Source organism: Pseudooctadecabacter sp., from assembly GCF_965657175.1.
Taxonomy (GTDB): domain Bacteria; phylum Pseudomonadota; class Alphaproteobacteria; order Rhodobacterales; family Rhodobacteraceae; genus Octadecabacter.
Genome location: NZ_CBFHNH010000008.1, coordinates 66,224 through 78,974, shown reverse-complemented (window position 1 = coordinate 78,974; position 12,751 = coordinate 66,224). Strand labels below are relative to the sequence as shown.

Genomic DNA, 12,751 nt, shown 5'->3' with positions numbered 1-12,751 from the left:
ATCAACGATCCTTCGGATCGAGTGCGTCGCGCAGGCCGTCGCCCACAAAGAAGAACGCAAAAAGGGTGATAAGGAAGAACGCCAGCGGGAACAGCAACATCCATAACGTGCCGTTGTTCATCTGCCGCGCGCCCAAGTTGATCAGCGCGCCAAGGGACGTGTTGGGTTCCTGCACGCCAAGGCCAAGGTAGCTGACGAAACTTTCGAACAGGATAATCTCGGGGATTAGCAGGGTCGCATAGACGATGACGATGCCGGCCAGATTGGGCACGATGTGGCGCAGGATGATGGTGAAGGTCGGCACGCCGGAGGCCACGGCGGCCTCGACGAATTCCTTGTTCTTGATGGTCAGGGTCTGACCCCGCGCGATCCGCGCCATGTTGAGCCATGAAATCAGGCCGATGCCGATGAACAGCATCAGCAGAGATTGGCCGAAGATCACCAGCATCAGGATCAGGACAAACATAAACGGGATGGACAGCAGGATATCGACCGTCCGCATCATGATGTTGTCCACGCGCCCCCCAATGTAGCCCGACATCGCGCCGTAAAGCGTGCCGATAGACACCGCCACAAAGGACCCGACGACGCCGACCAGCAGGGAAATGCCGGTGCCTTGAACGACGCGGGCATAAAGGTCGCGACCGTCTTGATCGACGCCAAAGTAGTGGCCTGTTTCAATGGACGGGACACCGCGAAAGGCATTGGCCCCCATCAGCGAAAAGTCTACGAAATCAGGTTCATATTGCGCGATGAGGCCGCCGAAGACGGCGAAGATCGTCATCAAGATCAAGGTGATCAATCCCAGCACGGCGGCCTTGTTGCGCAAGAACCGTGCGCGGGCGTCCTGCCACAGCGACCGGCCTTTGACCGGGGCTGCAGGCAATTCTGCAAGGACATCGACTTGTCTGGCTCCAAACATCGTAAGCCCCCTTAGTACCGGATTTTCGGGTCGAGCCACGCATAGAGGATATCGACCAGAAGGTTGAACAGGATGGTCAGCGCGCCGACCAAAACAGTGATGCCCATGATGACGGCATAGTCACGGTTAAAGGCGGAATTCACGAAGAACTGCCCGATGCCGCCGGTTGAGAACGCCACGTCCACCACGACGGATCCGGTGATCATCCCCACGACGGCCACGCCCACGTAAGAAATCACAGGCAACATCGCCGGTTTCATCGCGTGCCGCCAAACGACGCGCCGCATGGGCAGGCCTTTGGCGCGGGCTGTGCGGATAAAGTTGGAATTCAACGTCTCTAACATTGAAGACCGCGTGATCCGAGCAATGGACGCCATATAGGACGTGCTGAGCGCGATGACGGGCATAATCACATGATCCCATTGGCCGCCGTTCCAACCGCCGCCCGGCAACCAAGGTTCGCCAAAGTAAAGCGCAGGCATCAGGGTGAAGAACAGCACCAGCAGTGGTGCCATGACGAAATTGGGCAACGCCTGCGCGCCGATGGTGATACCGACGGCCAGATAATCCAGCCACGTGTTCTGGCGCAACGCCGCCGCGACGCCAAGGCTGACCCCTACAACCACAGCCACCAGCGCGGACCATGCGCCATAGGTCAACGTCACAGGAAAGCCTTGGGCGATGACGTCATTCACCGTGCGGTCGCGGTACTGGAATGAGGGGCCGAAATCGAAATAGAGGACCACGTTTTTGACGTAGTCGAACATCTGTTTCCAATAGGGCTGATCCAACCCGTAGCGTTCCAGCACGTTGGCCATGACTTCGGGCGGCAGCGGGCGTTCGCTGTCGAAGGGGCCGCCGGGGGCCGCAAACATCAACACGAACGAAAAAATCACAAGGATCAACAACGTCGGCACGGCAATGGCCAGACGTCGGACGATATAGGCAAACATGGTGTGTCCCCCAATGAAACGACACGCGCCGCGCCCGATTAGGGGCGCGACGCGGTTTGTGCGGTCTAAACCTTATTCACCAGCGGTGATGTAGAGGTCTTTGGAGTACCAGTTCTGAAGGAAGTTTTCCGTGGGCCAGTTGGCCAGGTTCTCATCCTTCATGCGCACAGAAGCGTAGTGATAGATCGGCAGGATCGCTGTCTCATCCGAGGCGATTTGTTCGATCTGCTGATAGAGAGGCATCGCGTCTTCGGCGGTCTTCGCTTCGGCCAGAAGGGCGTCGATCTCTTCGTTGACGAACTTGCCGTCATTGTAAGATGAGCCGGAGTTGAACAGGTCCAGATAGGTGCTTGGCTCATTATAATCCGCACACCAGCCCGCGCGGGCGACCTGATAGTTCTGTTCACCACGGGTATCGAGGTAGGTTGCCCATTCTTGGTTTGCCAGTTCGGTTTCGACACCCAAGGTCTGCTTCCACATCTGGCCGATGGCCACCGCGATGGACCGGTGGCTGTCGGACGTGTTGTAGAGGATTTCGACCGTCAGCGGTTCACCATCGGTGCCGTATCCTGCACCGGCGATCAGCTCCTGTGCTTTGGCGTTCCGCTCTTCTTGGGTCATGTTGGCGATGTCGATGTCGGGGGTTTCCCAACCGGCCACGGCCCAGTGCGTAAAGGTGTAGGCCTCTTTCTGACCACCGGCCAGAATGTTGTCCACGATCACACCACGGTCAATTGCCAGCGACAGCGCTTCGCGCACGTCGGCGTTTTGCAGGGCAGGGTTGCCGCTATCTGTGTGGTTGATCAGGTAGTAGTAGGAACACGAGGACGGGAAGCTCAGCGCTTCACCGGGATATTCCGCACTCAACCGTGGGAACTGGCCTGCGGGCACGTCCATGACCAGATCGATTTCGCCAGCCAGATAGCGGGTCAGCGCCTGATTGCTGTCGTTGATGATCAGCGCTGTCACCTCATCGATGATGGTGTTTTCGTTGTCCCAATACATCTCATTGCGCACGCGGGTCAGCTTTTCGCCGGGCACATATTCGGACAGCACATAGGCGCCGTTGGACACGAAGTTTTCGGGCGATGTGTAGTCATCGCCACCGGCTTCAACCGCAGCGCGGTTTGCAGGGAACGTGGTCGGGAAGGTCGTCATCTGCGGGAAATAGGGGCGCGGTGCGTCGATCTGGTAAACCACAGTGCGGTCATCGGGGGCGGAGATGCCCAGCTCTTCCACAGGCATTTCACCGGCGATGACGGCAGAGGCGTTCAGCACGCCCATGACTTCGACATACCAAGAATAGGGGGAGGCCGTTTCAGGATCGGCTGCGCGCTGCAGGCCGTATACGAAATCGCCAGCAACAACAGGGTCCCCATTGGACCAGACCGCATCTTCACGCAGGGTGAAGGTGTAGGTCATACCATCGTCGGAGACCTCAAAGGATTCAGCGACACCGGGCACGGCTTCGCCAGCTGCGTTTTCGACCATCAGACCTTCAAAGAGGTCCCGCGCAACGGAGGAGCCTTCGACATCTTCCACCATCTGTGGATCGATGGAGGGGAAATCGTCGAGGATGGAATAAGAAAACGACTGTTCAGACGCCAACGCCTCACCTGTTTCGGGATGGGTCGCATGGGCATCCGCAAAGGCCGTCCCGGCGGCCAGCACCAGTGCGGCCGTGGTGGTCAGAAGTTTTGTTTTATATGTCATGAAAAGCTCCCAGTTTTTGGATGGTCCCGAATTGACGATACGGGACATCGATTTTGGTTCCCGCAACAACGCAAGATTGCACAAAGGGTCAGGGGAGTCGCGTCCAAACGCAAGAGGCTTGGGGAATTTACCAAACGGTAAATAGTCATTTTGTATGCATAGGCACAAAAATTGACCAGATTGATCAGCCCAGACCGCCCAATTTCTGGGCAAGTGACGCAATTTCATCAACGCCTTTGCCATGTCGTAGGACACTGAACACAAACGGAAATTTCCCGCGCATCCGTGTGGCATCCCGTTCCATCACACCCAGATCAGCCCCCACATAGGGCGCAAGGTCGGTTTTGTTGATGATCAAAATGTCCGATTTGGTGATGGCAGGCCCGCCTTTGCGGGGGATTTCCTCGCCCGCTGCCACGTCAATCACGTAAAGAGTAATATCCGCCAGTTCCGGCGAAAAGGTTGCCGACAGGTTGTCACCGCCACTTTCGATCAGCACCACATCAAGGTCCGGATGGCGCGCGCGCATTTCCGCGACCGCGGCCAAATTGATTGACGCATCCTCACGAATAGCCGTGTGCGGACAACCCCCCGTTTCCACCCCGATGATCCGATCTGAGGGCAACACCTGCTGGCGGACCAATTCTTCGGCGTCTTCTTGGGTGTAGATATCGTTGGTAATGACGCCGACAGAATACTGCTCCGACCAATGCCGCGCCAGTTGCGCCGTCAGCGTGGTTTTGCCCGCGCCAACGGGGCCGCCAATGCCGATCCGAAGGGGGCCGTTTGTTTTGGTCATGTGCGAAATACTCTCGAAGTCAGGGTTTCGTGGCGCATGGCGGCGATATCGCTCAGAAAGGCGGTGGATGACAGGTCCGACAGATCACCGCCTTCGGTGTCACGGGCGATCTGCTGGCAGTCGGCGGCCAGTGCCGCGATGATGGTCTGCCCGTCGGTCTGACCAATGGGGATCAACCGCTGGCCGACGGACACAAGGGAGCTGACAAAGGCTTGCAAAAACATCGCCGTCGTCAATTCAATCGGCAGGTCAACGAGTGCCGCCGCCCGTCCCACCGCCACCGGATAGGTCAAATGGCTCAGGTCATGTCCGGTCAAAGATGCGGTGATCTGAGCAAAGGCGCGGCCCAGCAAATCAGCCTCCATCAGGCGTTCCTTGGACGACGCAAAGGCGCGCAAATGGGCGTCAATCACCGCGGGGTCCGGCCCATGATAGCTTGCCGCCAGAAACAGCGCATCATTGCGCCCTGCCCCGTGGTGCAAAACGGCCTTGATCCATGCCTGCAACGACGCCGTATCGGTCACATCGCCGTCCGCAATCGCCTGTTCCAGCCCGTGCGAATAGGCAAAAGCGCCCACCGGATAGGCCGGCGAAAACCACTGGGCGAGGGTCAGAACCGGATCAATGGCCATGATCGCCACCATGACTGGCCCCGTGATCATGCCCATGGGTGCGCCCATGGCCGTAGGCCCCGCCCTCAGGCGTGAACGGCAGGGTCACATCCTCAACCTGCGCGCCCAACTTGCCCAACATATCGCGCATGACTGTGTTGGTTTGGATCAACAGATGGTCGGCGGCGATCTGGCATGGCGTATGCCGGTTGCCGATGTGCCACGCCAGCCGCACCAGATCACCGGTGACCTTCATCAACGCCTCATCTGCAGCTTGGATTTCGACGAACGTCCCCTCCGTGGTCCGCAAGGCGTCCCCGTGATCCAACGACGTGGTATGTGCAAAATCCACCAGCACCGACAATCCGCCCACGGTTTGCACCACCCGGCGACGCAAGAACCGCTCATCATAGCTCATCACGCAGACATCGACCGCGGTCGCCCATCCGCCCTTATGCGCGTGATCCTGTGCCGTCAAATCCGCCATCAGAACAAGAAATACCGCTGCGCCATGGGCAGAACGTCGGCGGGTTGACAGGTCAAAAGCTCCCCGTCCGCGCGCACCTCATAGGTTTCAGGGTTCACCTCAACCACCGGCAATGCATCGTTGAGGATCAGGTCCTTTTTGCCGATGTTGCGCGTGTTTTCCACCGCGATGGTCTGCTTGGACAGCCCCAGCCTATCGCCCAGACCGGCATCTTGCGCCGCCCCAGAAATGAAACTGACAGAAGTCTGCGGCAATGCCCCGCCCATCGCGCCAAACATGGAACGTGTATAAACGGGCTGCGGTGTGGGGATCGACGCATTCGGATCACCCATTTGCGCCACAACGATGGTGCCTGCCATCAAAACCAGTTCAGGCTTCACCCCAAACATGGCCGTATCCCAAAGGACCAAATCGGCGCGCTTGCCTTCCCCGATCGACCCGATGTGCGTGGAAATACCATGGGCAATCGCCGGATTGATCGTGTATTTCGCGATGTAGCGGCGCACGCGCATGTTGTCGTTGTCACCGGTTTCCTCGGCCAGCCGTCCGCGCTGTTTCTTCATCTTGTCGGCGGTCTGCCACGTGCGGATCAACACCTCACCCACGCGGCCCATGGCCTGACTGTCGGACGCGATGATCGAAAACGCGCCCATATCGTGCAGGATGTCTTCGGCCGCAATCGTCTCACGTCGGATACGGCTTTCGGCGAAGGCCACATCCTCGGGGATCGATTTATCGAGGTGGTGACACACCATAAGCATGTCCAGATGTTCCTCCAACGTGTTGACCGTAAAGGGTCTTGTGGGGTTGGTCGAACTGGGCAGCACATTCGCATCGCCACAAATCTTGATGATATCCGGCGCATGGCCCCCGCCCGCCCCTTCGGTGTGGAAGGCATGGATCGTGCGGCCCTTGATGGCCGCCACCGTGTTTTCCACAAAGCCACTTTCGTTCAGCGTGTCGGTGTGGATCATGACCTGCACATCCATGTCGTCCGCCACCGACAAACAGCAATCAATGGCACCGGGCGTGGTGCCCCAATCCTCATGCAGTTTCAGGCTGCACGCACCGGCATTGACCATCTCCACCAATGCCGCCGGCTGGGAGGCATTGCCCTTGCCCGACAGGCCAATGTTCATGGGGATGCCGTCGAAACTCTGCAACATGCGGCCAATATGCCAAGGCCCTGGCGTGCAGGTGGTGGCGAGCGTGCCGTGCGCAGGCCCCGTGCCGCCGCCAAAACAGGTGGTCACGCCGGAATGGAGGGAATCCTCCATCTGCTGAGGGCAAATAAAGTGGATATGGCTGTCCATGCCGCCCGCAGTCAGGATGCGCCCCTCACCGGCAATGGCCTCCGTGCCGGGGCCGACGATGATGTCGACACCGTCTTGCGTGTCGGGATTGCCCGCCTTGCCGATCTTGTGGATCAGCCCGTCACGCAAGCCCACGTCGGCTTTATAGATGCCAGTGTGGTCCACGATCAGCGCATTGGTAATGACCGTATCAACCGCACCCTCGGCGCGGGTGGTCTGTGCCTGCCCCATACCGTCGCGGATAACCTTGCCCCCGCCGAATTTGACCTCTTCCCCGTAGGTCGTGAGGTCGCGTTCTACCTCAATGATCAAATCCGTATCCGCCAGACGCACCTTGTCGCCCGTGGTCGGGCCGAACATCGCTGCGTAATCGTGCCGTGAAATTTTCGTCGCCATCCTACAAATCCCCCATCACAGCCTGGTTAAACCCGAAAATCCGCCGCGCGCCGCCAATGGCGATCAGCTGCACCTCGCGTCGCTGACCCGGTTCAAACCGCACCGCGGTTCCGGCGGCAATATCCAGACGCATCCCGCGCGCGGCATCGCGGTCAAAGTCAAGTGCGCCATTGGCCTCGGCAAAGTGGTAATGCGATCCGATCTGAACCGGTCTGTCGCCCGTATTGGCCACCATTAAGGTTAACGCCTCGCGCCCGTCGTTGAGCACCAAATCGCCCGCCGCGGGCATCACTTCTCCGGGGATCATTGCGCACCCTCCTGTTTCGTTTTGCCAAAAATACTCAAATCCATCACCGGATCGGATTGTGGACGGTCACCAGCTTGGTGCCATCTGGAAAGGTTGCTTCGACTTGCACGTCATGGATCATCTCAGGCACGCCCTCCATGCATTGATCGCGGGTGATGACCTGCGCGCCCGCCTCCATCATATCGGCGACAGACCGGCCATCGCGGGCGCCCTCAACGACCGCATCGGTGATCAGGGCAATCGCTTCGGGGTGGTTCAACGTCACGCCACGCGCCAGCCGTCTGCGGGCCACTTCGGCGGCCATCGACACCAACAGCTTGTCTTTCTCACGGGGGGTCAACTGCATCTTAAATCCTCCAGACGCGGGGCAGTGGGTCCGTGCTGAGCCGTTCCAGCACAGGGATCAGGGTTTTTCGCAACTCGAAACTGTCTTGGGCCAAAAGCCGGACGTGCAGCACGTCGTCTGCCATAAGGCTCGCCCCTGCGGTGGGCGGCAGCAGGGCGCGCACATCGGCCAGCGTGGCCTCGGCATAAGGTGCCACATAAACGACCGACGCAAGGGCCACGGCCCCACCGGCCCGGCGGTGCATCTGGGCGCTGACATCGCCCGCCAACCCAACGGCATCGCAAAACAAAGGGGTGTCGCCACGGCGGATCGTGACGGTGTCGTGAAATCTGACCTGTTCGAGAACCTCCCCACCCGCCGTGCGGCCGAACACCAAGGGTTCCACGAACAACAGCTGGGCATCGGGGGCAAGGTCGACAGTCATGCGCCGCGAAAAGGCAGCACCGTCGAATAGGATCGTCTCCTGCGGCAGCCACGACAAACGTGCGCCCGCGTCAACCGCAAGTCGGGTCGTCACGGTGCCCGGCGTATCGGAATTGGCGCGGTAGGCGCGTTCGGCGGCTTGGGTGGTGACCGTCAGATCGGTGCCCAGCCCCGCCGCAAATTGCGCGTCAAATCGGTCCCCACCGGTCACACCACCAGCCGTGTTCACCGTCACAGCCTGCAAGGCCCGTCCAGCGTGGCGTGGAAAAACCACCTTGAAAGATCCCGCTTGATGCAGACCGTCAATCACCGACCTCTTGTCGCGCGCTTTGGCCGACACACGCAAAACGCCGCGCGCACGCGGTTGGCGTTGGGCGGGCCCAAGAGGGCCCAGGTCAGGGGTGTGCAACATGGGGCGAACGTCTCATCAGTGGCCTTGGTCCTATCGCGGGGGCCCATGGGCCGCCAACGGCAAGACTGCCCCAGCGCAACAAAGCGGTAAAGCCATAATGGCTGGCCGCGCCAGACGCGTAAAATCAGATCATATTGCGTAGAAATTGTGCGCCTTGGAAACAGCAGGCCACGGCCAGCGCGCGGCTATGACCCCGTGCGACGTTCTTTCTGGAACGACAGCATCTCGGCCAGATGGTCTGTCAGGGCCGCCAGAGCAAAAGGTTTGTCGAGAAATGAATAACCTTCGGCCCGCAAATCACGGCCCGCACCACTGTTGCCTGATGCAAAGATCACAGCCGTCCCTCTCTCGGCCAATGTCCGGCCAAGGTCGAGGCTGTTTTGTCCGCCGTCCACGTTGATATCCAACAGCGCGAAATCAAAATCTAGTTCCGCAACCAGTTTCTCAGCAGCGGCCAGACGATAGGCGATGTTCACACGCGCAAATCCGAGGTCTTCGAGATGATCGCCGGTGTCCATCGCGATCAAAGGTTCATCTTCGAGGTAAAGTATCGTGCTGTCTTGAAACAAAATTTAATCCTGAGCCGCTACAGAGATTGCATCGTAGTCCATTTCCATAACAAGTTTCAGGCCAGAAGGTTCCCAAAATTGTGAGACTTTTCCTTCAAGGTTGCCTTCAATTGTCGACGCAATCAGGCGCGTGCCGAACCCTGACCGTGTGGGTTCCGTGACCTCGGGCCCGCCGGTTTCGTGCCATTCAATAACCAACCGATCGCTGTGCGCATCTGCAATTCGGGTCCACGTCACGCGCACATGACCATCGGCAGCCGACAGGGCACCATATTTTGCCGCGTTCGTAGCCAGTTCGTGAATGGCCATACCAATAGACAAGGTCGCCTCAGAACTGACACGAACTGTCGGCCCAGAAAGCGTTACCCGATCCTCGCCGTAAACGTCGATCGTCTCCAACCGGAACAACTGGTCCAGCAATGCCGACGACCACGCTTCGGCCGTGAGCAGAGAATGGGTCTGGGACAGCCCCTGAATACGTTTGTTCAACGTCTCAAACACCATGCTATCCGTGGTGGCATCGCGCGATGCGCGGTTCACCAGCGCCTTGACGTTTGACAGCATGTTTTTCACACGATGTTCAAGTTCATGCATGATGTCGCGCAGATTATCTGCGGTTGTCACCTGTTCGGTGATGTCGCGTACCGTGACCGAGACGGCGACAATTTCATCGTCGATCACAAAAGGGACCCAATCACTTTCCCACACATGCTGGGTCAGTGGATCGTTGATCGTGCTACCGGTCACGCGTATGCCCGTAATCGCTATCCCTGTTTCAAGAACCTGCCTGATCAAACCTTCGGTTTGGTCGGCCACAGCTGGAATGACCTCTCTTACGGTTTTTCCAAGATGCGCGACAATGGGCACGCCATTGATGTCCGCCAATTTCTGGTTCAGGCGGATGTAGCGCATGTCCAGCCCGATCAGCCCCATCGCCAAAGGACTTTTGGCGTAAATCTGGTTGACCTCATGGCTTTGTGCCTCGGCCTCCGCTTTGGCGGTCTGGGCGGTGACGATCGCCTCGCGTAGAAGGGTGATATCCTGAAAGGTAAAGACCACGCCGCGCTGTTTTTTTCCGTCGGGCGAAAAGGGCATGATCCGGACACGGAAAATGACCGTTTCGTCGTCCGTTTTGAATTCTTCCTGACGTTCGGTCTGGTCCCTGACCGATTGTTCGCACAATTCCAACAGGCGTTTCTGATCAATCCGCGCGTTCAAATCCTTAAGCGGGCGGCCCAAATCGGCGTCCGAAAAACTAAAGACGGTTTCGGTTTCCGGCGTGAAACGCAACAAGGTAAGATCCGCGCTGAGAAACACTGTGGGCACCTGCGTGCTGACCACAAAGTTATCAAGGTCAATGTTGACCTGGTTCAGCTCACGCAGTTTTTCCTGCAACTCATCGTTGATGGTGGTCAGTTCCTCGTTGGCGGACTGCAGTTCCTCATTCATGGACATCATTTCTTCGTTGGAACTTTTCAGTTCCTCATTCGATGTCTCAAGTTCTTCAACTGTGGTGCGAACGGCCTGTTTTGCCTCATCAAGTTCCAGTTCAAGCTGGCGCAGATAGGTGTCCTGTTTGGACCCCAGTTCTGTCGTGCCACCAGGACGGCTTTCGAGAAGTTTCAGATCGTCATCCAAAACATACAGGATCGTCCCGTCGCCCAAGCGGCGGCTGGACACGATGACCCTTTGTTCGACGCCGTTGATATCGCCCTGAAATTCAAATTCTGAGGTCGCGTTAATTTCGCCGCTGGACCGCGCAACCCGGCGGAAGGTGGGTTCAAGTTCGGGGGCGATCACTTCGAACATATTGGTGCTGATTTTGCCAGGCCGCAGCGACAAGTATCGCGTGGCGTTGGGCGACGAATAGATCAGACTGTTGCTGGCGTCCGCATGCAAATAGGCCGGTGTGAAGTGGTCGAGGACGACCCGTTCCACATCGGTGAAAGCCTCTTGCTGGCCCATCATTTCTTGTTCAGAGGCTTTGCGTTTCATCACGCCGCCAGACAACGTCCCAAGGCTAAGGGGTTTGGCCTGACCGGGTCGTCTGCGGAACAATCGCGCGCGGGCGTTGGCTTCGATGAAGTAGGTGTCGATCGCGTTGGGGTTTTCACTGGGGCCCAAAAACAGATAGCCGCCTTCGCGCAAGGCATAGTGGAACACCCGCGATGTCAGTTCCTGCAAAGGTTCCTGCAGATAAATCAACACATTGCGGCACGACACCAGATCAAGCCGCGAAAACGGCGGGTCCTTGATGAAGCTGTGGCGCGAAAAGCGAACCATTTCGCGCAGCTGTGGGCCGACTTCGTAACCGTCTTGGGCGTGTCTGAAATACCGTTCGAGCACACCGTCCGGCAAGGACATGGCGATGCTGTCCGAATAGCGCCCAAGCCGTGCGGCTGTCAGCGCCTTGTCATCAATGTCGGTGCCAAAGATTGTCACGTTCATCTGCTTGTTCACGCGACTGATTTCTTCGGCAATCAGAATGGCAAGGGAATAGGCCTCTTCACCGGTCGAACAACCCGCAACCCACACCCGCAGATCGCCGTGCTCGCTTGTCTTGGCGATCAGTTCAGGGATGACCAGTGACCTGAGGGTTTCAAAATGATCGGTGTCGCGGAAAAAACTGGTGACGTTGATCAGCAAATCCTGAAACAGGATATCCGCCTCATTCTTGGTTTCGACCAAGTATGACAGGTAGTCGCGCGGCGTCTGGATGTTGAGGACAGACATCCGCACCGCCACCCGGCGGCGCATCGTGGCCTCTTTATATTCGCTGAAATCATGGCCGGTCCGAAATCGCACATGGCGCATGATACGGTCCAGAAAACCGCCGTGTTCGTCTGAACTGTCAATCGTTTGCGACCGCAGGCTGAAATAATCGCGGACGACGTCGATAATTTCAGCGGCCCCCACGACCACATCCGCCGTGTTTTGCTGGATCACGCTTTGCGGCATGCCATCGTATTGCGCTTCTTCGGGGTTTTGCACGAAGACAAGACCACCCTGCCCCTTCACCTCACGGGCGCCATTGGCCCCGTCGCTGCCGGTGCCGGACAAAATGACGGCCACCGCGTTCTCTCCGTGGGCGATGGACAGGGACGTGAAAAAACGGTCAATCGGCCTGCGCAGCCCCCGCGGCGATGAGAATTCAACCAGCTTAAGGACGTCGCCATCCATTTCAAGTTCATGGCCCGGAGGCATCAGGTAGATATGCCCCCGTTCAATTTTCATCCCGTCTTCGATGCTGTGAACAGGTGTCAGTGTTTTTGCGGACACAAGCTCCGGCATCAGGCTTTCATGATCCGGATCGAGGTGCTGCACAAGAACCAGAACCATGTCATGTTCATCAGGCAGACCCTTCAACAAGGACTTGAACGCCTCAAGCCCGCCCGCGGATGCGCCAACGCCCACCACGATAGGTCTGTCTTGATCTTCCGTTTCCTCAAACATATGCGCGGGTTACTTTTCTGTTTGAAATACCGGTGATATGATTACAC

12 protein-coding genes are annotated in these 12,751 nt (G+C 58.1%); all 12 read right to left on the bottom strand.

Annotated features, from left to right (window positions below):
- Position 1: 1 nt before the first annotated feature.
- Positions 2-922 (bottom strand): ABC transporter permease subunit, encoded by a 921-nt coding sequence (locus tag ACTG36_RS08900; RefSeq protein ID WP_439142049.1) that lies wholly within the window; start codon positions 920-922, stop codon positions 2-4.
- Positions 923-933: 11 nt separating this feature from the next.
- Positions 934-1,875: an oligopeptide ABC transporter permease OppB gene (gene oppB / locus ACTG36_RS08895; RefSeq protein WP_375281211.1), complete on the bottom strand. Its 942-nt coding sequence runs from the start codon at positions 1,873-1,875 to the stop codon at positions 934-936.
- 72 nt (positions 1,876-1,947) lie between these two features.
- Positions 1,948-3,588, bottom strand: coding sequence for a peptide ABC transporter substrate-binding protein (locus ACTG36_RS08890; protein WP_375281212.1), 1,641 nt, complete (start codon positions 3,586-3,588; stop codon positions 1,948-1,950).
- 184 nt (positions 3,589-3,772) lie between these two features.
- A complete protein-coding gene (ureG, locus tag ACTG36_RS08885) occupies positions 3,773-4,387 on the bottom strand; it encodes an urease accessory protein UreG (protein ID WP_375281213.1) in 615 nt (204 codons plus the stop codon).
- Complete coding sequence (locus ACTG36_RS08880; protein ID WP_375281214.1) at positions 4,384-5,055, bottom strand: urease accessory protein UreF; 672 nt, start codon at positions 5,053-5,055, stop codon at positions 4,384-4,386. The genes ureG and ACTG36_RS08880 overlap by 4 nt, the downstream gene beginning before the upstream one ends.
- Positions 5,009-5,485, bottom strand: coding sequence for an urease accessory protein UreE (locus ACTG36_RS08875; RefSeq protein WP_375281215.1), 477 nt, complete (start codon positions 5,483-5,485; stop codon positions 5,009-5,011). The genes ACTG36_RS08880 and ACTG36_RS08875 overlap by 47 nt, the downstream gene beginning before the upstream one ends.
- Positions 5,485-7,194 (bottom strand): urease subunit alpha, encoded by a 1,710-nt coding sequence (gene ureC, locus ACTG36_RS08870; RefSeq protein WP_439142046.1) that lies wholly within the window; start codon positions 7,192-7,194, stop codon positions 5,485-5,487. Before ureC ends, ACTG36_RS08875 begins: the two co-directional genes overlap by 1 nt.
- Position 7,195: 1 nt before the next feature.
- Positions 7,196-7,501, bottom strand: coding sequence for an urease subunit beta (locus ACTG36_RS08865; protein ID WP_375281217.1), 306 nt, complete (start codon positions 7,499-7,501; stop codon positions 7,196-7,198).
- Positions 7,502-7,544: 43 nt separating this feature from the next.
- Positions 7,545-7,847 (bottom strand): urease subunit gamma, encoded by a 303-nt coding sequence (locus tag ACTG36_RS08860; protein ID WP_439142043.1) that lies wholly within the window; start codon positions 7,845-7,847, stop codon positions 7,545-7,547.
- A gap of 1 nt (position 7,848) precedes the next feature.
- On the bottom strand, positions 7,849-8,544 hold the full coding sequence (locus tag ACTG36_RS08855) for an urease accessory protein UreD (RefSeq protein WP_439142041.1): 696 nt from the start codon (positions 8,542-8,544) through the stop codon (positions 7,849-7,851).
- Between the two features lie 323 nt (positions 8,545-8,867).
- A complete protein-coding gene (locus ACTG36_RS08850) occupies positions 8,868-9,251 on the bottom strand; it encodes a response regulator (RefSeq protein WP_375281220.1) in 384 nt (127 codons plus the stop codon).
- A gap of 3 nt (positions 9,252-9,254) precedes the next feature.
- Positions 9,255-12,704 carry a CheR family methyltransferase gene (locus ACTG36_RS08845; RefSeq protein WP_439142039.1) on the bottom strand — a complete coding sequence of 1,150 codons (3,450 nt, stop codon included), beginning with the start codon at positions 12,702-12,704 and terminating at the stop codon, positions 9,255-9,257.
- Positions 12,705-12,751 lie beyond the last annotated feature (47 nt).